Origin of the sequence: Schaalia sp. 19OD2882, from assembly GCF_018986735.1 — a bacterium.
GTDB lineage: Bacteria > Actinomycetota > Actinomycetes > Actinomycetales > Actinomycetaceae > Pauljensenia.
The window spans coordinates 1,056,776-1,077,418 of the sequence record NZ_CP065521.1 but is presented as its reverse complement, the minus strand read 5'-3'; the positions used below and the strand labels follow the sequence as shown (position 1 = coordinate 1,077,418).

Genomic DNA, 20,643 nt, shown 5'->3' with positions numbered 1-20,643 from the left:
GGACGCTCGACCCCGCCCTCGTCCCCCGGCAAGGCGACCCGACCCGCCCGTCCACCGGGGACGTGCCACCCACCCGCCCCGAGCCGGGTGACAATGGAACCCTCACTCAGACGGAAGGCCCTTGATGTCCCCCAACACCCGCAAGGCCCTGTACCTCCTTCGCGAGGACCTGCGCACCGCGCGCAGACGCGACCCCGCCGCACGCTCCGACGTCGAAGTGGCCTTGGCGTATCCGGGCGTGCACGCTCTGTGGGCCCACCGGCTCTCCCACGCCCTGTGGCAGACGGGCCTGGGGACCCCCGCTCGGGTGCTGTCCTCCCTCTCACGGATGTTCACCGGCGTGGACATCCATCCGGGCGCGAAGATCGGCAGACGCGTCTTCATCGACCACGCCACCGGAGTCGTCATCGGCCAGACAGCTCAGGTCGGCAATGACGTCGTCATCTTCCACGGAGTGACCCTGGGCGGAGTGTCCATGACCCCCGGCAAACGCCACCCCACCATCTGCGACCACGTGATGATCGGAGCCGGAGCCAAGGTCCTGGGGCCCATCACTGTGGGCAGCGGAGCGAAAATCGGCGCGAATGCCGTGGTGACGAAGGATCTGCCGTGCAATGCGGTGGCCATCGGCGTGCCGGCCCGCATGAAGGAACGTCCCGAGCCCTGCCCGGACAAGGACCTCATCATCGACCCGACGACCTTCGAGGACCCGACCCTGTGGATCTGAGCCCTTCGGCCTGACTCTTGCATATTTGCAGGTCCTGGGGCACGCCGGGAGCATTGAAGTCCCGTGTCGGGCCTCACTGCGCGCCTACACTTGGGTCATGACACAGCGAACACTGCAAGCCCAACTGGATGCGTTGGCTGATGTCGAACGGCCCGCGGACTACGAGGTCGCGACACTGACGCGCTACGACATCCCCGCCATGGCCGCCCTGCACGTTGAGGCCTATGGAGCCCCACGGACCGCGGAATCCCTGATCGAGGCGACCGACGAGATGCGCATGACCTTCGACGGGGTCTTCGGCACTCCGCGCGACGACTCCTTCGTCGGGGCATGGCATGAGGGCACCTTGGTCGGCGCCCTTTTGTGTGTCACCGAACCGCCGTGGGAAGAGCCCGGCGACTGCCCGGTGGTCCTCGATCTGGTCGTGGACCCGGAGTACCGGCGCCGTGGGATTGCCACGGCCCTGGTCGGTGAGATCGCCCGCCGCAGCGCCGCGTGGGGCCACGACTCACTGTCCCTGCGCATTGACGCACGTCACGGGGCGGCCGAGAAACTCTACGACGTCCTCGGATTCGAGCAGTCCCCGGACAAGGGCGACTGAGCACCCGCCCCACCGGGCACCACGGCCGGGCCCGACCGGAGCTGGTCGGGCCCATCGCCTCACATGGAGCCGTGCCAAGTGGCCAAACGCTCGTAAAGGATCCTGTTCGACTCTGCGAAAGCCGTTGCTCCGCCCTCGGCAGTGCCGCCGAACGAGATCTCCCATCCCGTGCCCAACTTGTCGAGGTCCTCGGAGAAGATGTGACCCGCATTGGGGAACACATGTGCTTCGAATGAGTCGGATTGCGCGGCAAGGGTCTTCGCCGCGACGTCGCCTGGCCACATGGCATCCTTGTCGCCCGCGAAGAACAGGGCGTGACCCTTGAAAGAAGTGAGGTCGATCTTCGAGTCCGCCGCAGCATTCTTCGCCGCAACCTCGTACATCTTCCGGTACGAGGGCGGGTAGTTCGTGAGCATCGCCCACATGACCTCAGAGGAATCCGCGGGCTCGAGCTTCTCGAAGGAAGCGAAGGGCACCGGGCTTCCCTGGTAGGTGAAGGACGGATGGAATGCTTGGTAGTCGTAGACGAGTCCGCCGTATGCGTGGTCGGCAGGCGCGAAGTTCACCAAGTTGTCGACGCCGAATCCGTGGGCGGCCAGTTCTGCGGCGAACTCCGCACCCTTCGAGGAGCCGATGACCGTGATGGGGCGTGGGTGGTCGACATGGGCCTCAATGTACTTCTCGACCTCCGTGAACTGGTCGAGCGGCACATTGGCCAAGCTCGGCTGCTGGCCCTCCTGACCCCAGAAGTACAGGGCCAGGACCTCGTAACCCTGCTCGTGGATGGCTTTGGCCTGGCGGTAGTTCGGCGACCCCTCGGAGCCTCCGTAGACGACCACGGTGCCCGGATGCAGGCGCATCCTCGGCGTGAAGCGGTAACCGATCACGGCGCCCTCGCGGATCCGGACGATCTCGTCGGTGGTCTGGTATTGGGAGTCGTTCCTCGCATTGGCTGCAGCTTGGGTGATCGTGTACTTCGACCCATTGTACCAGCGGAGCCCGAAGATGACGCCCACCAGGACGAGGACCAGGACGATCAGGGTGATGATCGTCCTGAGGATGATCTTTCCGACTGTCTTCATGAGCAATAGCACTTTTCCTTTTCGCAGGTGCAGAAATGTTGGTCGCCGGCTCCGAGCCGAGGATACTGCACAGTGCTGCAGCACACTCAACTCTGGCAGGAGGGGCACCAGAACAGGCGCCTGGCCTGCATGGGCTTCTCGGCGATGGGAGTCCCGCACCGCAAACACGGGCGCCCTGTGCGGTGGTAGACGTACCAGCGGGAAGCCTCCTCGTCACCCTCGATCGGCGGGTCGGGAGCCTCGTCGGGATCCATGGTCACCAAGTACCCGGCTGCCAAGCCTCGGTTCATGAGGTCGCAGATGAGGACCCACAATTTCCTGGCGCGCGCCGCCGAGAGCCGCTCCCCCTTGCGCATGGGGCTGATGCCGGCCAGGAACAGGGCCTCGGCCCGGTAGATGTTGCCGACACCGGCAATGATCGACTGGTCCATGACCAGCTCCCCGATGGCCCGACGTCGATATCGTACGGCGTCGACGAAACGCCCTGCGGCCGCCCGGTCCTCCCGGGCACCCGGGGCAAGAGGGTCGGGGCCGAGCTTCGCCTCGGCGGCCACGCGTTCGGCGTCCCCGATGAGCTCGCACCTGGTCGGCCCGGCAAGGTCGGCCACCGCGTGGTCGGCCAGGATCCGCAGGCGCACCTGGCCGATCGGCTCCGGGGCCTCCCACAGGTCGTCGACATCGGCGGACTCAGGCGCCCCCGCACCCGGCCCATCGACGAGGTCGCCGCCGCCCTCGTCCCGCAACTCGGTGAGATGCTCGGGGGCGGGGTTGAGCGGCCCCGTCCCCCAGCGCTGCGGACGGTGGGTGTCCTTGGGGCCCACGCGGCGGGCAACCCCGTGGCCAAGATCCATGACCGTGGAGTCCCCGTTGAATCGCCACCATCCGTACAGGCCCAAGTGGATGTGCACCCAGTGGTCGACCTCGCCGGAGGTCTCGCCCGGCGGGGGTACGAAGCCGAGGAACATGTGCTTGCCCACGGCGCGGGCGCGCGCCAGCGTCCACCCATCCAGGCGAGCCGCCGAGGAGGCAAAACGCCCCTGGGGAGAGCTCACGTGGACGCGGTGGCCGACGAAGACCTCGTCGAAGGTCTCCGCCAGGCGTCTGATCGCGTCACCTTCCGGCATGGGCGACTCAGGCCTTCGGCAGGACGATGTTCACCAGCGAGGGCGTACGGACGATGACCTTGAGCGGGTCACGCCCGTCCAGCAGACGCACGATGGGCGCCGCCTCCAGGGCGGCGGCTCGCAGGTCCTCCTCGCTGATCGAGGGCGGGACCTCCAGTTTGGCGCGCACCTTGCCGTTGGCCTGGACGATCGCCGTCACCGCCTCCTCGACCAGCAGGGACTCGTCCTCGACCACGGGGAAGGGCACGCGGGCAAGCGACCCCTCGTGGCCCAGACGCGACCACAGCTCCTCGGCGATGTGCGGGGCAACCGGGCTGACCATGAGCACCAGCTTCTCCACGACCTCGCGCGGAGCCGCCGACAGGCCTGTCAGGTGGTTGTTGAGGACGATGAGCTTGGCGATCGCCGTGTTCACGCGCATGTTCTCGTACTCGACGGTGACATCGGCGATGGTGCGGGCAAGCAGGCGTCGAGTCTTGAGGTCGGCGTCGGCGTCGGAGACGACCAGTTCGCCGGTCTCCTCGTCCACGACATTGCGCCACAGGCGCTGCAGGAAACGCTGCGAGCCGACGACTGCGCGGGTCTCCCACGGGCGGGACAGGTCCAGCGGCCCCATGCTCATCTCGTAGACGCGGAAGACGTCCGCCCCGTAGGCCTCGTACATCTCGTCCGGGGTGACGATGTTCTTCAGGGACTTGCCCATCTTGCCGTACTCGCGTCTGACGCTCTGGCCCTGCCAGGTGAAGCCGGACTCCTCATCGCCCTCGACCTCGTCGGCGGGCACGTACTGACCGCGCTCGTCCTTGTAGGCGTAGGCCTGGACGTACCCCTGGTTGAACAGGGTGTGGTACGGCTCCGAGTCGGGGACGTGCCCCAGGTCGAAGAGGACCTTCTGCCAGAAGCGCGCGTAGAGCAGGTGCAGGACCGCGTGCTCGACACCACCGACGTACAGGTCGGTGCCGCCCGAGGGCTTGCCCTCACGCGGTCCCATCCAGTAGGCGAGGTTCTGGGCGTCCGACAGCGCCTGGTCGTTGTTGGGGTCGGTGTAGCGCATCTCGTACCAGCACGAGCCGGCCCACTGGGGCATGGTGTTGGTCTCGCGGCGGTACTTCTTGGGGCCATCGCCCAGGTCCAGGGTCACGTTCACCCAGTCCTCGGCCCTGCCCAGCGGCGCCTCGGGCGAGGAGTCGGCGTCGTCGGGATCGAAGGTGCGCGGCGAGTAGTCGGAGATCTCCGGCAATTCGACCGGCAGCATGTCCTCTGGCACAGGGTGGGCCACGCCGTCCTCGTCCCACAGAATCGGGAACGGCTCTCCCCAGTAGCGCTGGCGGCTGAAGAGCCAGTCGCGCAGACGGTAGGTGACGGTGCCGCGTCCCAGGCCCTTGGACTCCAACCACTGGACCATCGCGGCCTTGGCCTCGTCCTTCGACATGCCGTCCAGGCTGATCTCGTCATTGGCGCTGTCCACGGCCACACCGTCGCCGACGTATGCGGAGGTGGACAGGTCGTGGCCGTAGGGGTCGGCGGCGGCCCCGATGGTGCGGATGACCTCCAGGTCGAAGGCGCGGGCGAAGTCCCAGTCGCGCTGGTCGTGGGCGGGCACTGCCATGATGGCGCCGGTGCCGTAACCCCACAGGACGTAGTCGGCGACGAAGACCGGCACCGGGCGGCCGTTGGTGGGATTGGTGCCGTAGAAGCCGGTGAAGACGCCGGTCTTGACGCGGTCCTCGGCAGTGCGTTCCGTCTCGGACTTGGCGGCGGCCTGCGCGCGGTAGGCGGCAACGGCCTCGCGCGGAGTGGCGTGTCCACCGGTCCAGGCCTGCCGTGTGCCCTGCGGCCAGGAAGTCGGCACCGTCAGGGAGTCGGCGTCGGTGGCGTCCCCGCCGAAGGTGCCACCGAGGATCGGGTGCTCGGGGGCCACGACCATGAAGGTCGCGCCGAACAGTGTGTCGGGGCGCGTGGTGTAGACCTCGAGGGTGGTCGGGGTGGCACCTGCGGCTTTGGCCGCGGGCATGTCGAAGAAGACGTTGGCGCCCTCGGAGCGCCCGATCCAGTTGCGCTGCATGGCGCGCACCTTTTCGGGCCAGTCGATGGTGTCCAGGTCGTTCGCCAGACGCTGGCCGTAGGCGGTGATGCGCATCATCCACTGGCTGAGGTTGCGCTTGAAAACCGGGTAGTTGCCGCGTTCGGAGCGCCCTTCCGAGGTGACTTCCTCATTGGCCAGGACAGTGCCCAGGCCCGGGCACCAGTTGACGGGGGCCTGGCTGACGTAGGCCAGGCGGAAGCTGTCGACGACCTTCGCGCGTTCGACCTGGTCCAGGTCGGCCCAGTTGCGTCCGTCGGGAACCGCGATGGTTCCGGCCTCCAACTTCTCACGCAGTTCGGCCACCGGCCGCGCGGCGCCCGTGGAGCCGTCGGGGGCGGTGGCCTGCGGGTCGAACCACGAGTTGAAGACCTGCAGGAAGATCCACTGGGTCCACCGCACGTAGTCGACATCGGTGGTGGCCAAGGAGCGGCGACGGTCGTGGGACAGGCCCATGCGTCGCAGCTGGCGACGCATGTTCGCAATGTTCTGCTCGGTGGTGATCCTGGGGTGCTGGCCGGTCTGGACCGCGTACTGTTCCGCCGGCAGGCCGAAGGCGTCGTAGCCCATCGTGTACAGGACGTTCTCACCCTTCATGCGGTGGAATCGGGCGACCGTGTCCGTGGCGATGTAGCCCAGGGGGTGGCCGACATGCAGTCCCTTGCCCGAGGGGTAGGGGAACATGTCGAGCAGGAAGAAGGGAGTGCGCTGCGCCAGCGGGCCAGCAAGGTCACCCACGGGGTTGTCGGCGTTGAAAGTGCCGAGTTCGTCCCACCGGTCCTGCCACGCCAGTTCGATCTGCCCGGCAAGTTCCGCGGTGTAGCGGTGGGCGGGTTCCGTTCCCGGAGTCTGGCTCATCGAGCGCTCCCCCTTGATATTTCGATGTCGTTTGCCTGTTCGAGCCTAGACCATCGCAGCCCTTTCCCCGTCGAGCGGTCCGCGTGACGATGGCCGCCCTCGTCGCCGCCTCTCAGGCCTGTCGAGCAGGCGAGCACCGCCCCAGTCCCATTGACCCGTCATCGATCACATGCCCGTCGCTCTTCCTCGTGGGATCCGGAGAATCCGCTGAACCCGTGCGTCGGGCGAGGGAGCTCGCCACCGAGATGAGGCGCGCAGGCCGACGCGCCGACGTCCCACGTTTCACCAGGCAGGAGGGCGATGCGCACTGCCAGGTCTCGAATCTCCCACTGGCCCAAGCCGTCGTCCTCGACCGGCTCGACGAGGTCCTCGAACGACGAATGGGCCAATGAGAAGATTCCTCGAGTCAACGCACCGGGACTCCGCCGTCTTGCGACAATGAGCCCATGAGCACAGTCTTCGAGAAGATCATCTCCGGCCAGTGGCCGGGACGTTTCGTGTGGGCCGACGACGTGTGCGTCGCCTTCGCCACAATTGCCCCTGTGGCACCCGGCCACGTCCTCGTGGTCCCCCGTGAGCCGTGGGCCAAATGGACCGACGCCCCCTCCGACGTGGCCAGCCACCTCATGAAGGTGGCCCGTCACATCGGACTTGCCCAAGAGGCAGCCTTCGACGTGTCCCGCTCCGGACTGGTCATTGCCGGTTTCGAGGTGCCCCATACGCATCTGCACGTCATTCCGCTGACCACGGAGAAGGACGTCAACCTGGCCCATGGCCGCCAAGCCGCACCCGAAGAACTCGACTCCACCATGGAGGCCCTGCGCATCCAGTTGCTGGCCATGGGCCACCAGTCACACGTGCCCACCAGCGTCTCCTCCCCTGCCTTGTCCTGACCGATGCGCATCCTCGTCATCGGCGCCGGAACCATCGGCCTGGCGCACGGGTGGCTGCTCTGCCGCCAGAACGAGGTGCGCTTCCTCGTGCGCAAGGCCAGGGCCCGGGCACTGGCCCATGGAGTCACCCTGACAGTGCACGACCTACGCCCCGGCCACGCAGACGTCGACACGCACTTCCGGCCGCACCTGGTCACGCGGATGGACCCCGAGTGGCCGGAGGTGGTCCTGGTCACCGTCGACCAGCAACACCTTCCCGAGGTGCTCCCCGACATGGCTCGGCTGCCTCCAGGCGTGTGCATCGTGTTCATGCTCAATCACTGGGACCTTGAAGCGGCGCTCGCCCCGCACCTCAGGCGCGAGCAATACGTCATCGGCTTCCCGTCGCAGGTCGGCGGAGGCCGCGACGAGGGCCGGGTGGATGTGACCGTCTTCCCCGAAGGAACTGTCGTCGAAGCACCGCCCACACGAGATTCCCAGAACATGGCCGATCAGGTCGCCCTCGTCCTGACGAGGGCCGGGCTGCGGGTCAGACGCGAAGCCCGCATGGGTGCCTGGCTGGCCGTGCACCACTTGCAGCAGTCGCTGACCGCCACACCGATCCTGGAAGCCGGGTCCTACGACGCCCTGGTCGGCAACCGGGTCGCACTGGCCCGAATGGTCGACGCATTCCGTGAAGGGCTCACCGTGGTCCGTTCACGCGGCCTGCCCGCACACCGCGTCTGGCCGGCGCCCCTCTTCCTGCTTCCACGCCCCCTGGTCGTGCGCGCGCTTCACGGGATGTTGGCTTCGCAGGACACGCGGACCATGGTGGTGCGCCACATGACTCACGGGCTGCCTGAATGGATCGACGGATTCGCGCGGATCCATGCCTGCGCACGACGGGCGGGCCTCAGGACACCGGCCCTCGACAGACAGGCCGCCATCTTGCGGGAAGCCGGACACGACCTGCCCTGACGCCGACTTGTCCCAAGGACCTTGTGCGGCGGGAGCGCCTTCGTCGACGCCGCAGTTCACATACCGCTTCGCTCCTCACTCACTCCTGCGGCCAAAGCACGTGAATCGCTTGGCACCACTGCTTGGGCAGGAGCACTTCCGCGCCATCCGGCCCGACCCTGACCCGCATCTGACCGTCGGAGGCGTGTCGAAGGACCTCCAAGTCGGCGTCCAAGCGGACACCCGCCTCGTGGAGTGCACGGATGAGGTCTGTGTCGCGGTCACTCACGCGGACGACCCGGACCGACGCCCCTTCCTCGACCTCGACCAGCGGAGTCGCCACCGGTCCTCGGTTCCCACCGTCCGGGGCAGGAATCGGGTCGCCATGAGGGTCGCGCGCCGGATGTCCCAGGACCTCGTCGAGGCGGTCGAGCAGACGGTCCGAGACGGCGTGTTCGAGGATCTCGGCCTCTTCGTGGATCTCGTCCCAGTTGAAGCCGAGGGCGTCATGAAGGTAGGTCTCCAGAAGCCTGTGGCGCCTGATCATGCCTATTGCAACCGCACGCCCTTGGTCGGTCAGGTGCACCTTCTGGTACGGCTTGTGGCTGAGCAGACCTTGAGCGGCCAGACGGGTGACGTTCTCGGAGGCCGTTGACGCCACGACTCCGGTGGCGCGGGCCAGGTCGTTGACGCTGAGGCCGGCCCCGTCGACCTCCTCCTGGGCCCACAGCAACTTGAGGTAGTCCTGGGCGACCGCCGATGTCGTCCTTGGCGAGGTCGCAGTGGCCATGGGGTCCTCCCGGTGTGGGCGCTGTGGAGCACACCCACTGTATCGAGGGGCCTGCAGCGCCGTCGAAGGTCGACCGGTGGGCGGGCGGCAAGCAGTGTGGCGATTGCCGCAGGCCCGGGTTTTGCACACGGTGCCAAAGTACGAGTAGAGTCATCTCTCGGTCACAGACCACCGCGCCGTTAGCTCAATTGGCAGAGCAGCTGACTCTTAATCAGCGGGTTGGGGGTTCGATTCCCTCACGGCGCACCACCCGGAAGCAGCGCCACGCGCTGGCAAGGGTCCCGCGCCGTTAGCTCAATTGGCAGAGCAGCTGACTCTTAATCAGCGGGTTGGGGGTTCGATTCCCTCACGGCGCACAGACCAGCCCGGACCGCACGGTCCGGGCTTCACTCGTGCTCCCGGCCATCATGAGCACGGGCCTCTGCCCCGCCACGCATTGCGCACACAATGCTGCTGGCTTCTCCACTCGGAGACTGCCCAGAATCCCGAAATCCGGCCACTTTCATGGCGACCTCAAGGCATCGACGGCATGCATTGTGTGCGCAATGGTTCGCCGATGGTGCTGTCAGGCACAAGCCCCGGTGTTGTCCGGAACTGCTACCGACGGTGTGGCTCGGCCACCGACGCAGCGACCTTGCGGCCGACGTCGCAACGTCGGCAGGAGAGCAGCAACATCGGTACGACGCAGTGATGTCGGCAAGAACGCCTCCATGGACGGCCGCGCCTCACGGTTGCCTGCCCACCTTCGTGCGCCACCACGTCGGGAAGGCCTCGCCCCGCAATGTCAGTCGATGCCGAGTTCCTTGCGGATGCGCGCCACATGGCCGGTGGCCTTGACGGCGTACTTGGCGAGGACCACCCTCCCGTCGGCACCGAGCACCACGGTGGAACGGATGACACCCACGACGGTGCGCCCGTAGTTCTTCTTCTCGCCCCAGGCCCCCCAGGCCTCCATGACCTCGTGAGTGGGGTCGGAGGCCAGCGGGAAGTTCAGGGACTGGTTCTCGACGAAGCGCTCCAGGGCGGGCATGGCGTCCGGGCTGATGCCGATGACCGTGTACCCGGCGGCCTTGAAGGAGTTCAGGTGGTCGCGGAAGTCGCAAGCCTCCGTCGTGCACCCCGGCGTGGAGGCCTTCGGGTAGAAGTAGACGACAACCCCCTTGTCGGCGGCAGCAAGCACCTCGGACAGGTGAATCCGCCCAGCAGTGGATTCGAGCGCGAAGTCAGGGGCCGACTGCCCCTCGATGAGTGTTCCCATGACCCTCATCCTCCCATGCGCGCTCAGTGCCGGCCCTCCTCCGGTTTCGTGCGTGAGGCGAACCACTGGGCGAGGCCGACGAAGAAGGCGCCGCCGATGACATTGCCCACCAGGACGGTGCCCAGATTGCGTCCCGTCTCCCACAAGGTGGCGTGGTCGACCTGGTGGAACAGGCCCAGGCAGAAGGTGGTCATGTTGGCGACCACGTGTTCCATGCCCGATGCCACGAATGCCGCCATGCACCACGCCATGAGGATCATCTTGGCCACGTCGCTGCTGGTGCGGGTGACCGACCACATCGCCAAGCACACGAGGATGTTGCACAGGATCGCCCGGAAGAACAGGTTGATGGTCGACTTGTGTGTCTTGGCGGCAATGAGCACCGCCAGAGCCTCTCCGCCCACGCTGTCGGGCGCCATGATCCCCGAGCCCAGGACCAGGGCCGCCAGGACGGCGGCTCCCGCCAGGTTGCCGAGCACCATCAGGATGAAGGCTCGTCCTGCGGGTCCCCATCCGATGCGCCGCTCCAGCAGGCCGACGGGCAGGATCATCATGGCCGAGGTCGCCAACTCACCACCTGCGAAGACGGTGAGGATCAGGCCAATGCCGAAGACGGCGCCCTCGGCCAAGGGGGCTGCCGCCGATCCTGCCACGCGCAGCGGGACAGCAGCGGTGATCATGAAGACGTCGGCCAGTCCGATGAAGGCTCCGGCCATCATGGCGGCAACGAAGTAGCGGGCGATGGAGGCGGAGCCGTGGGCCTTGTGGGCTGCGGCGTCGCACTGGGCGTCGATGTTCTGGGTCAGCGTGAGCACGGTGCCCCATCGTGGCGCAGACCCTCACCGGATTCCTGGGACCTGCGTACCCGACGTGAGGCATGCCTCAGTCGCCCGGGCGAGGGCCGGCCGCGAGCCGGGGTCGCGCAGCGACGGGGTCACGCAGCAAGGAGTGCGCGAGATGGGACTCGAACCCACACGTCAATGACACTGGAACCTAAATCCAGCGCGTCTGCCAATTCCGCCACTCGCGCGCGGCACCATCCTAGGGGGTGCGGCCCGCCCCGGTGATGGTGGCCTGTCCCAGGACGCGGCTGTCGCGGTACAGGACCAGGGACTGGCCGGTGGCCACACCCCGCATGGGCTCTTCCAACTCGACCGTCAGGCCGCCGGCGGCCGCCCCCTGGTCCCCGGCGCTGCAGGGAGCGTCCTCCCACGTCAACCGGCGCACGGGAAGCGCCCGGCCGTGGGCACGCACCTGCGCCAGGACTTGGCCGCAGCCGGTGTCCGCACACTCGTCAGCCGCATCGTCCGGGGCCAGCCAGACGACCTCGCGGGCATCGATCCGGTCGACGCTGAGCATCTCCTCCGGGCCGACGACCACGACATTCTTCGCCGGGTCGGTGCGCAGCACGTAGCGGGGTCGCCCGTCGGGGGCCGGATCTGGCAGGGCGAGGCCGCGTCTTTGTCCCACGGTGAAGTTCCAGTAGCCCTGGTGGGTGCCCACCTGCGTGCCGTCATCGGTGACGACCGCGCCGGGCGCCGTTCCCAGGCGTGCGCGCAGAAAGCCGCGGGTGTCGCCGTCGGGGATGAAGCAGATGTCGTAGGAGTCGGGCTTCGACTCGACCCCGAGGCCCAGCCGTGCGGCCTCGGCGCGGACCCAGGCCTTCGACGGAGCCTCCCCCAGGGGCAGCAGCACCCGTGAGAGTTGCTCGCCTCCCATGACCGCCAGGACGTAGGACTGGTCCTTCAGCAGGTCCCACCCCCTGTGGAGTTCGGGGCCGTGCGGCCCTGCCACCAGGCGCGCGTAGTGGCCCGTGCACACCGCGTCGAAGCCGAGGACCTGCGCACGCAGGGCCAGCTCGCGGAATTTGACGAACTCGTTGCAGCGCACGCAGGGGTTCGGGGTGGCACCGCGGCGGTACTGGTCGACGAAGTCCGCGATGACAGTGCGTTCGAATTCTTCGGCCAGGTCCCACACGTAGAAGGGGATGCCCAAGTGCTCAGCCGCACGTGCGGCGTCCCCGGCGTCCTCGACCGAACAGCAGCCGCGTGAGCCGATGCGGCACTCCTGGGGGCTGGTCGACAGTGCCATGTGGACGCCGACCACTTCGTGTCCGGCTTCGACGGCCAGGGCGGCGGCGACGGCCGAGTCGACCCCGCCGGACAGGGCGGCAAGGACTCTCATGACTCTCCCCCCTTGCGCGTGAGCCCGGAACCGGTCGGGCGGTCGAGGGCGTCCAGGGCGCGCGCCGCCTCCAGTGCGCCGGGCAGTGCGGACAGGAAGGCGTCGATGTCGCCGGTGGTGGTCCCCTTCCCCGTGGACACGCGCAGGACCCCCAGGGCTTCGGCCCGGCTGCGTCCGGCGCGCAGCATGACCTGCGATGGCCGGGTGACGCCCGCATGGCAGGCGCTGCCCGCCGACACGTGCACGTCGGCGGTGTCCAGGGCCATGAGCAGGGCCTCGGGGTGACGGGTGGGCAGGCTCAGGTGGATGATCGCCGGCGAGGAGGCCTTGGGGGAGATGCTGGGACGCACCACGCCACCGCACACCCGGGTGAGGCCCGCCAGCAGGTGGTCACGCAGGTGCCGGGCGTGTGCGACGGTGCGCTCCCGTTCGTGCGCGGCGAGGTCCAGGGCGGTAGCCAGGGCGACTGCTCCTGCGACATCCGGGGTGCCCGAGCGCAGGCCGCGCTCGTGCCCTCCTCCGGGCCGGTCGGAGACAATGGGGCAGCCTCTGCGCACGAGCAGTGCGCCGGTGCCAACGGGGGCACCGACCTTGTGGCCACCCACGCTCAGCATGTCCACTCCCAGGGTGTGGAAGTCGACCGGCAGAACGGGGATTGCCTGTGCGGCGTCCGTGTGGACGAGGGCGCCGGGGTGGTGGGTGCGGGCCGAGCGCAGGATGTCGCCCACGTCCTGGAGGGTTCCGAGTTCGGAGGAGACCATGCCGACCGAGACCAGTGCAAGGGCGTGCGAGCTGCGGAGCATTTCCACCTGGATGCGCCCGTCCCGGTCGAGTTCCAGGATGCGCACCTCCATCCCGTCTCGGGAAAGCACCTCAGCCTGTTCGAGGACGGCGTCGTGGTCGGCCCCACCGAGCAGCACCTGACGCCGATGGGGCTCGCGTGAGCGCACGCCCCTCGCGCCCCCGACGACCGCCAGGGCGTCGGCCTCAGTGGCACCGGAGGTGAAGACCACCTCGGGGCGCTGCGCCCCCAGGGCTTGGGCGACCTGCGCCCGGGCGTCCTCCAGGAGCCGGCGCGCGCGACGCCCTCCCCCGTGCAGAGAGGCCGGGTTGCCCGGATGGGCGGCCAGGTCACGTGCGGTGCGCATCCACGCCTCGAGCACCTGAGGCACACAGGGCGTGGTGGCGGCGTGGTCCAGGTAGTGGGTCACCGCGCTCCGCGGGCCTGCTCAAGGGCCTCGATCGCCTGGGGGACCACCTCGAAGAGGTCGCCGACCACGCCGAAGTCGCAGATCTCGAAGATCGGCGCATCCGGGTCGTCGCACACGGCCACCACGTGTGCCGCCGAGCGCATGCCGACCGTGTGGTGGATCGCGCCGGACACGCCCAGGCCCACGTACAGGTTGGGCGAGACGCTCACGCCTGTCTGTCCGATCTGGATGGAGCGGGGCACCCACCCTTCGTCGGCGCACACGCGGGTGGCGCCCACTGCGCCGTCCAGGGCGTCGGCCAGGGCTTCGACGGGTGAGAAGTCTCCGTCGGTGCCCCGCCCGCCCACGACCACAGTGCGTGCTTCGGCCAGGGACACCCGGCCCGTGGAGACCTGCTCGGCCGAGGAGAGGACCTCGACGCCCTCGGCCTCGCGGGAGAAGGAGACGGGCATGTTCACCCGTTCGGGCACGGTCGGGGCCTGGGCGTCCTCCTCGGTGACCACCGAGGGGCGCAGGGCGATGACGGGGGTGCCGCGCGTGATGCGCAGGCACGTGGTCCACGAGCCTGCCAGTGCGGATTTGGAGGCCAGGAGGCCCTCCTCGCTGACTTCGAGGGAGGTGACGTCCACTGCGGCGCCGGAGCCGAGCAGCGCCCCCAGGCGTCCGGCGACTTCGCGGCCCCTGTAGTTGGCCACACACAGGACCACGCCGGGGCGGATCTGCTCCACGCAGGCGGCCAGTGCGTCGGTGACGACGGCCGAGACGCGGGGCGAGTGTGCGCCGAGATCCGGCACGAGCACGCGAGCCACCGCCTGGCGGCCCAGGGCGTCCAGGTCGGGTGCCGGGTTCAGGGCGACGGCGATGACCTCGGCGCTGGTCAGACCCCGCGCAAGGGTGAGCAGTTGGGCGCTGGGGGTGGTCAGCGTGTATCCGGAGACGGCGTCACCGGTGTGGTCGGTGAGGACCAGGACGGGGCGGTCGATGGTCGTCATGTCACAGCACCTCTTCGAGCAGGTGGGCGGCCAGTTGCTTTCCGGCGTCCCCGGAGTCGGTGACGACGGTTCCGGCGCCCTCGCGGACCTTCGCGTCGGCGGCGACCACACGGGTGGCGGTGAAGGCGTCCTCGACGTCGTCGACGTGCAGGACCTCGGCCAACTCGTCGAGGTCCCACTCGTCCATGGGCTTGGAGCGGGCGGCCTTCATGGCGGCGAAGGCAGGGTAGCGCGGCTCGTTGACCTGGTCGGTGACCGACACGAGGGCGGGGGTGGTGGCTCGCAGTCGGTCGTCGAAGCCGTCGGCGCTGCGCGAGATGGTCACCGTCCACGGGCCTTCGCCCTCTACCTGGAGTTCGTGTGCGAGGCCCAGGAAGGGCAGGTGGAGGTGGCAGGCCAAGGCCGAGGGCATCATCGAGGTCATGGCGTCAAGGGAGGCCATGCCCGTCAGGACGAGGTCGACGGGGGATTCCCCGTGGAGTCGGGTGATCGCCGCCGACAGGACGAGGGCGGTGCCCAGGGCGTCTGCGCCTTCGAGGCGGTCGTCGCTGACGAGCACGCCGCGGTCCGCTCCCATCTGGAGTGCCCGCATGAGGGCGTCCTCGGCGTCGGCGGGGCCCATGGTCAAGGCGATGACCTCTCCCCCGTGTTCCTCGACCAGGCTCACGGCGGCTTCGACGGCGTTCTCGTCGAGTTCGTTGAGGACGTCGTCCTCGCCGCGCACCAGTCGACCATCCTCGAAACGCCGGTCGGACTGGACGTCCGGGACGTGCTTGACACAGACAACGATTCGCATGGTCCAAGGGTGCCACATCGCACACTCGACCTGCCCTTCCGCTCATGTGGGGTGCCCCTCCCCCGGCGGCGGCGCATGGGACGGGGCCGAACGAGGTGCACGCCCGACCAAGGCAGGGGTGCACATCTGACAATTCGTGCTTCTTCCACATGTGGGACCTTCCGAAGGCGTCTGACCATTCGGGTATGCTCATGGCCACCTGAAGGCCGGGAGTCGGCCACCGAAGCGCAATGGACACACAGAGTGAAGGGTTGGAAGGTGTCTACCGGGCTCGAGACCACCGACAAGCACCCACGGTCGCGTCGCGTACAGGAACCGAATCCGCAGCCTCGCCGCATCGGCGTCTTCGCCCGGGCGGGCGGTCTGGACATCTCCTTGGTGGCCGGAGACGCCACGGCCGTCCAGTTCTGCGTCGTCGACCCGACGACCGGCCGTGAGGACAGGTGGGACCTCATCGGCCCCGCATCCGGCATCTGGCACGGACACATCGACGGTTTGGGGGTGGGCACGCACTACGGTTTCCGTGTCCACGGCCCGTGGGACCCGGACGGGGGCCTGTTCCACAACCCGAACAAGCTGCTCCTGGATCCTCGTGCGCGCGGAATCGTCGGCGCCCTCGACCTGACCCCGCACGTGTACGCCCACCGGGTGGACGAGGACCACTACCCGACCTCGTACCCCTTGGAGAAGTCCTGCCTGGACTCGGCCGGTCACGTCCCCCTCAGTGTCGTGGTCGACTCGGACTTCGACCAGGCTCCCAAGCCCCGCATCCCGTGGGACCGCACCGTCATCTACGAGCTGCACGTCAAGGGCTTCACGAAGAACATGCCGGGCGTGCCGGAAGAGCTGCGGGGCACCTACGCCGGGCTTGCCCATCCCGCGTCGATCCGTCACCTCACGGAACTGGGTGTGACCACCGTCGAACTTCTGCCCGTGCACGCCAAGGTCGACGAATCCTTCCTCACCGAGCGTGGCCTGACGAACTACTGGGGGTACTCCACGCTGGGGTTCTTCGCCCCTGAACCCACGTACGCCTCTGCGGCGGCCCAGGCGCGCGGGGCCCAGGGAGTGGTCGACGAGTTCCGGGGGATGGTCTCCATCCTTCACGAGGCGGGCCTGGAAGTGGTTCTGGACGTCGTCTACAACCACACCTGCGAGTCCGGTGCGACGGGCCCGACCCTGTGTTACCGCGGCATCGACCAGAGCCTGTACTACCGGCAGACGCCGCATCGTCCTCGTCAACAGGTCGACACGACGGGCTGCGGGAACTCGCTCAACGTCGACCACCCGCAGACCATGTCGCTCATCCTGGACTCCTTGCGCTACTGGTCCACGGTCATGGGCATCGACGGTTTCCGTTTCGACCTGGCCGCCACCTTGGGGCGCTTCGCCTGGGGGTACACCCCTTTGCACCCTCTGCTGCTGGCAATGGCCACCGACGACCGGCTGAGCCTGGACAAGCTGATCGCCGAACCCTGGGACGTGGGCATGGGCGGCTGGCAGACCGGAAACTTCCCCGACCCCTTCTCCGAGTGGAACGACCAGTACCGCGGCACGGTCCGCGCCTTCTGGCTCTCCGACGTCGCCTCACTGTCCAAGGGCTTCGGCGCCCAAGGGCCGAACACCTTGGCGACCCGACTGGCCGGCTCCCATGACGTCTTCAGCCACGGCGCCGGATACCTGCGGGGCCCCCGCGCCTCGATCAACTTCGTCACCGCGCACGACGGTTTCACTCTGGCGGACCTGACGGCCTTCGACCACAAGCACAACCTCGACAACCTCGAGGACAACCGTGACGGCACCGACGACAACCGCTCGTGGAACCACGGCTTGGAAGGCGCCATCGCCGCCAGCCCCACCGAAGGTCTGGCGGAGGTCCTGGACGCCACCGGCCTGGTCGAGGACCTGTTCCCCATGCGTCAGCGCTCCCAGCGCAATCTGCTCACGACGATGCTCGTCTCCGCCGGCACGCCCATGATCACCGCGGGTGACGAGTTCCAACGCACGCAATTCGGCAACAACAACGCCTACTGCCAGGACGGGCCGATCTCGTGGATCGACTGGGACCTGTTCCCTTCCCAGCGCGACCAGTTGGCGACCACCCGCTGGTTGCTGTCCCTGCGTCGCAACCACCCCGCCCTGCGGCCTTCCAGTTTCGCCACGGGAAGCGTGCGTCCGGGCGACACCATCGAAGACCTGTCGTGGTACCAGGCCGACGGGCACCGCATGCGCGACGACTCCTGGGGCGACCAGGCGCACCGGACCTTCCAGATGCTCCGTTCGGGGGTGCCCGTGGGAGGCAGGGACGCCCTCGTCCTGGTCAATGGGACCCTGCAGGACCGTCAGGTCACTCTGCCGCGGGGGCACGGGGTGGACTGGCTGCTGGTCATGGACACGTGCTGGGGCTCGCCGGCCGATGGAGGCATCGACGTCTCCTTGGACGTCGACTCCCTTCCCCTGGGGTTGGAGCAGGTGACCTGTGGGGCCACCCTGGTCCTCGAACCCGCCTCGATGATGGTCCTGCTCTCCGACGTGGTCGTGGACCCGCAGGATTGAGGCCCTGGAACGAGGGCGCCGCGCCGCGCGGTAGGATTTCGTGGTGACCACGAGCGAAGACATCCTGGCGAACTCCACCAACGAGGCATCCCTGAAGCGTTCGATGCGGCGCAGTGCCGAGATCGAAATGGCCATCGACGAGGATCCCTCGCGCTTTCGCGTGATGACCGGGGACCGCCCCACGGGTCGGCTGCACTTGGGCCACTACTTCGGGACACTGCGCAATCGGGTGCTCCTCCAGCAGCGAGGGGTCGACACGTGGGTCCTCGTGGCCGACTACCAGGTGATCACCGACCGCGACGGTGTGGGCCCCATCCGCGAACGCGTCCTGGGGCTGCTGGCCGACTATCTGGCCGTGGGCCTGGATCCGGAGACGACGACGATCTTCAACCACTCGGCCATCCCCGGGCTCAACCAGCTCATGCTGCCCTTCCTGTCCTTGGTCACCGAATCCGAATTGCACCGCAACCCGACGGTCAAGGCCGAGTTGGAGGCCACCGACGGTCGCGCCATGAGCGGCCTCATGCTCACCTACCCGGTGCACCAGGCCGCCGACATCCTCTTCTGCAAGGCGAATCTGGTGCCCGTGGGACAGGACCAGCTGCCCCATGTCGAACAGACTCGCCTGATCGCCCAGCGTTTCGACAAGCGTTACGGGCGTGTGGACCCTGAGCGTCCGGTCTTCCCGCGCCCGGACGCGCTGCTCTCGCAGACCCCCCTGCTGTTGGGAACCGACGGCCAGAAGATGTCGAAGTCTCGCGGCAACACCATCGAGTTGGGCATGAGCGCCGACGAGACCGCGAAGGTCCTGCGCAAGGCGAAGACCGACGCCGAACGCGTCATCACCTTCGATCCTGTCTCGCGCCCGGAGGTGGCCAACCTCCTCCAGTTGGCGTCCCTGGCCACCGGTGAGGCCCCGCAAGCCATCGCGGAGTCGATCGGCGACAAGGGGGCCGGTGCTCTCAAGGCCTTGGTCACCGAGTCCCTCAATGCGATGCTCGCGCCGATTCGCGCCCGCCGTGCGGAACTCGAGGCCGACCCGGGTCACCTGTTGGGCGTTCTGGCGCGCGGCAACGAGCGGGCGAACGCCCAGGCCGAGGAGACCCTCACCGAAGTTCGCACCGCCATGCAGATGATGTACTGAGGCTTGCCGAAGTCCTCCCCGACGAGCCTGACCTACCGGTCAGAAGGGGTGGCTGCCCTTCGTGGAAATCGCGAAATCATGCGGATACCGTGACCTCCATGAGTGCACTCACCGCGGGCTTCACCGCCCTGTCCTCCACCCTGCGCCCGGGGCTCGCACACTCCTCCCCCGGCAGGACGCAGGCCGGCACCACCCGCAGCGGGGACAACGGTCCCGCCTCCGTCGCCTCACGCCTGAACTGGCTGCGCGCGGGGGTTCTCGGCGCCAATGACGGCATTGTTTCGATCTCAGGTCTGCTGGTCGGTGTCGCTGCGGTGGATCCGGGCAACACTGCGGCCCTGGCCATTGCCGGTGTCGCCGGCATCTGCTCGGCAGCCCTGTCCATGTCGGTGGGCGAGTACGTGTCCGTGTCCACCCAGCGCGACACCGAAGAGACCCTGGTCGCAGCCCAACGCAAGGCGCTGGCCGATGACCCGCAGGGGCAGGAGGCCCGTTTGGCCGGCATCTGGCAGGCCAAGGGGCTGAAACCGGCCACAGCAGCCCTTGTCGCCAAGGAACAGAGCGCCACCGGCGCCCTGGAGGCCCACCTCACCGCCGAACACAACCTGGATCCGGACGACCTGACCAACCCGTGGGCGGCGGCCGCCTCCTCCTTCCTGGCCTTCCTCCTGGGTGCGGCGCTGCCGCTGGTGACGATGCTGGTCCTGCCCACCGCACTGCGCATCCCCGGCACCGTCGTCTCAGTGCTCGTGGCCCTTGCCCTGACCGGCTGGACCAGCGCCGTCCTGGGTCAGGCTCCACGTCTGCGTGCCGTGACACGACTGGTCGTCGGCGGCGGCGCCGCAATGCTGCTCACCTGGGTGATCGGGCACCTCTTCGGCATCACGGTCTGAGACCGCCTGCAGGACGCCCTCGAGCGGCCTGGACGCACACGGGCCGCGTGAGGCGAGCAGAGGATCACGAGCTCAAGGTCTGCGAGGATTCGGAGACGAAGGTGTACAGGAGCGTGCCGAAGATCAGCCACAGGACGACGAAGGTGACAAGGGCGATGAGCCCCCACACGATGGTGGCAATGGCCCAACTCTTCTTCGCAACCGACGAGCCCGACCCGAGCGCAAGGATCAGGACGTAGATCGGCCCGACGATCGGCAATGAGGCGAGGAAGAGCGTGAGCATCCATGAGCCGACCGTCTCCTGGTCGACGACCACGGGCACGGCGACGGGCTGGACGTACTGGGTCGGTGCGGCGTATTGGGGCGCACCGTAGGCGGATTGGTCTGGGGCGGCGCCTGGATGGGACACGGTGGGCCTCCTCCGGAGGTCGGACGACATGGGGCGGATCTGTACCCCTGCGAGCATACGCGCTTCGGAATGTGACCATTGTCTTCGTCCCTTCCAAGCCCCACAG

At 68.0% G+C, this 20,643-nt stretch carries 19 protein-coding genes and 3 tRNA genes; 10 read left to right on the top strand and 12 right to left on the bottom strand.

Annotated elements, in window-relative coordinates; all coding sequences use genetic code 11:
* The first annotated feature begins 124 nt into the window (after positions 1–124).
* Complete coding sequence (gene cysE / locus I6B53_RS04740) at positions 125–727, top strand: serine O-acetyltransferase (RefSeq protein WP_216765090.1); 603 nt, start codon at positions 125–127, stop codon at positions 725–727.
* 97 nt (positions 728–824) lie between these two features.
* Positions 825–1,328 carry a GNAT family N-acetyltransferase gene (locus I6B53_RS04735; RefSeq protein WP_216765089.1) on the top strand — a complete coding sequence of 168 codons (504 nt, stop codon included), beginning with the start codon at positions 825–827 and terminating at the stop codon, positions 1,326–1,328.
* A gap of 59 nt (positions 1,329–1,387) precedes the next feature.
* On the opposite strand, the gene I6B53_RS04730 is transcribed toward I6B53_RS04735, so the two are convergent.
* From I6B53_RS04730 to I6B53_RS04720, 3 genes are all read right to left on the bottom strand, one after another.
* Positions 1,388–2,410: an acyl-CoA thioester hydrolase/BAAT C-terminal domain-containing protein gene (locus I6B53_RS04730; protein WP_216765088.1), complete on the bottom strand. Its 1,023-nt coding sequence runs from the start codon at positions 2,408–2,410 to the stop codon at positions 1,388–1,390.
* Between the two features lie 86 nt (positions 2,411–2,496).
* Entirely contained in the window at positions 2,497–3,534 is a 1,038-nt protein-coding gene (locus tag I6B53_RS04725; protein ID WP_216765087.1) for an Fpg/Nei family DNA glycosylase, read from the bottom strand.
* Positions 3,535–3,541: 7 nt separating this feature from the next.
* Positions 3,542–6,475: a leucine--tRNA ligase gene (locus tag I6B53_RS04720; RefSeq protein WP_216765086.1), complete on the bottom strand. Its 2,934-nt coding sequence runs from the start codon at positions 6,473–6,475 to the stop codon at positions 3,542–3,544.
* Between the two features lie 245 nt (positions 6,476–6,720).
* On the opposite strand from I6B53_RS04720, the gene I6B53_RS04715 reads away from it, so the two are divergent.
* Genes I6B53_RS04715 through I6B53_RS04705 form a run of 3 tightly spaced genes read left to right on the top strand, consistent with a single transcriptional unit; the run spans position 6,721 to position 8,325 of the window.
* On the top strand, positions 6,721–6,867 hold the full coding sequence (locus tag I6B53_RS04715) for a hypothetical protein (RefSeq protein WP_216765085.1): 147 nt from the start codon (positions 6,721–6,723) through the stop codon (positions 6,865–6,867).
* A gap of 54 nt (positions 6,868–6,921) precedes the next feature.
* On the top strand, positions 6,922–7,368 hold the full coding sequence (locus I6B53_RS04710; protein ID WP_216765084.1) for an HIT family protein: 447 nt from the start codon (positions 6,922–6,924) through the stop codon (positions 7,366–7,368).
* A gap of 3 nt (positions 7,369–7,371) precedes the next feature.
* Complete coding sequence (locus I6B53_RS04705) at positions 7,372–8,325, top strand: ketopantoate reductase family protein (protein ID WP_216765083.1); 954 nt, start codon at positions 7,372–7,374, stop codon at positions 8,323–8,325.
* A gap of 79 nt (positions 8,326–8,404) precedes the next feature.
* On the opposite strand, the gene I6B53_RS04700 is transcribed toward I6B53_RS04705, so the two are convergent.
* Entirely contained in the window at positions 8,405–9,094 is a 690-nt protein-coding gene (locus I6B53_RS04700; protein ID WP_216765082.1) for a metal-dependent transcriptional regulator, read from the bottom strand.
* Positions 9,095–9,267: 173 nt separating this feature from the next.
* On the opposite strand from I6B53_RS04700, the gene I6B53_RS04695 reads away from it, so the two are divergent.
* A tRNA-Lys gene (locus I6B53_RS04695) sits at positions 9,268–9,343 on the top strand.
* Between the two features lie 34 nt (positions 9,344–9,377).
* Positions 9,378–9,450: transfer RNA gene (locus I6B53_RS04690), tRNA-Lys, on the top strand.
* A gap of 428 nt (positions 9,451–9,878) precedes the next feature.
* Here I6B53_RS04690 and I6B53_RS04685 read toward each other — a convergent pair.
* The 7 genes from I6B53_RS04685 to I6B53_RS04655 all read right to left on the bottom strand — a co-directional run bounded on the left by I6B53_RS04685 (position 9,879) and on the right by I6B53_RS04655 (position 15,535).
* Positions 9,879–10,352, bottom strand: coding sequence for a peroxiredoxin (locus I6B53_RS04685; protein ID WP_216765081.1), 474 nt, complete (start codon positions 10,350–10,352; stop codon positions 9,879–9,881).
* 23 nt (positions 10,353–10,375) lie between these two features.
* Positions 10,376–11,167 (bottom strand): formate/nitrite transporter family protein, encoded by a 792-nt coding sequence (locus tag I6B53_RS04680; protein WP_216765080.1) that lies wholly within the window; start codon positions 11,165–11,167, stop codon positions 10,376–10,378.
* Between the two features lie 134 nt (positions 11,168–11,301).
* Positions 11,302–11,382 (bottom strand) — tRNA-Leu (locus I6B53_RS04675).
* Positions 11,383–11,393: 11 nt separating this feature from the next.
* A complete protein-coding gene (gene mnmA, locus I6B53_RS04670) occupies positions 11,394–12,536 on the bottom strand; it encodes a tRNA 2-thiouridine(34) synthase MnmA (protein ID WP_216765079.1) in 1,143 nt (380 codons plus the stop codon).
* Complete coding sequence (locus I6B53_RS04665) at positions 12,533–13,747, bottom strand: cysteine desulfurase family protein (protein WP_216765078.1); 1,215 nt, start codon at positions 13,745–13,747, stop codon at positions 12,533–12,535. Before I6B53_RS04665 ends, mnmA begins: the two co-directional genes overlap by 4 nt.
* The gene (locus I6B53_RS04660; RefSeq protein ID WP_216765077.1) at positions 13,744–14,739 is read right to left on the bottom strand and encodes an electron transfer flavoprotein subunit alpha/FixB family protein; all 996 of its coding nucleotides are present in this window, start codon (positions 14,737–14,739) and stop codon (positions 13,744–13,746) included. Before I6B53_RS04660 ends, I6B53_RS04665 begins: the two co-directional genes overlap by 4 nt.
* A gap of 1 nt (position 14,740) precedes the next feature.
* Positions 14,741–15,535 (bottom strand): electron transfer flavoprotein subunit beta/FixA family protein, encoded by a 795-nt coding sequence (locus tag I6B53_RS04655; protein WP_216765076.1) that lies wholly within the window; start codon positions 15,533–15,535, stop codon positions 14,741–14,743.
* A gap of 258 nt (positions 15,536–15,793) precedes the next feature.
* Between I6B53_RS04655 and glgX the strand changes: the two genes are divergently transcribed.
* The 3 genes from glgX to I6B53_RS04640 all read left to right on the top strand — a co-directional run bounded on the left by glgX (position 15,794) and on the right by I6B53_RS04640 (position 20,128).
* Complete coding sequence (glgX, locus tag I6B53_RS04650) at positions 15,794–18,091, top strand: glycogen debranching protein GlgX (protein ID WP_253953972.1); 2,298 nt, start codon at positions 15,794–15,796, stop codon at positions 18,089–18,091.
* Between the two features lie 43 nt (positions 18,092–18,134).
* Positions 18,135–19,235 carry a tryptophan--tRNA ligase gene (trpS, locus tag I6B53_RS04645; RefSeq protein WP_216765074.1) on the top strand — a complete coding sequence of 367 codons (1,101 nt, stop codon included), beginning with the start codon at positions 18,135–18,137 and terminating at the stop codon, positions 19,233–19,235.
* A gap of 98 nt (positions 19,236–19,333) precedes the next feature.
* Positions 19,334–20,128 (top strand): VIT family protein, encoded by a 795-nt coding sequence (locus I6B53_RS04640; protein WP_216765073.1) that lies wholly within the window; start codon positions 19,334–19,336, stop codon positions 20,126–20,128.
* A 64-nt stretch (positions 20,129–20,192) separates the two neighbouring features.
* Here the strand turns inward: I6B53_RS04640 and I6B53_RS11075 are convergent, their stop codons facing one another.
* On the bottom strand, positions 20,193–20,537 hold the full coding sequence (locus I6B53_RS11075) for a hypothetical protein (protein ID WP_253953971.1): 345 nt from the start codon (positions 20,535–20,537) through the stop codon (positions 20,193–20,195).
* Between the last annotated feature and the right edge of the window lie 106 nt (positions 20,538–20,643).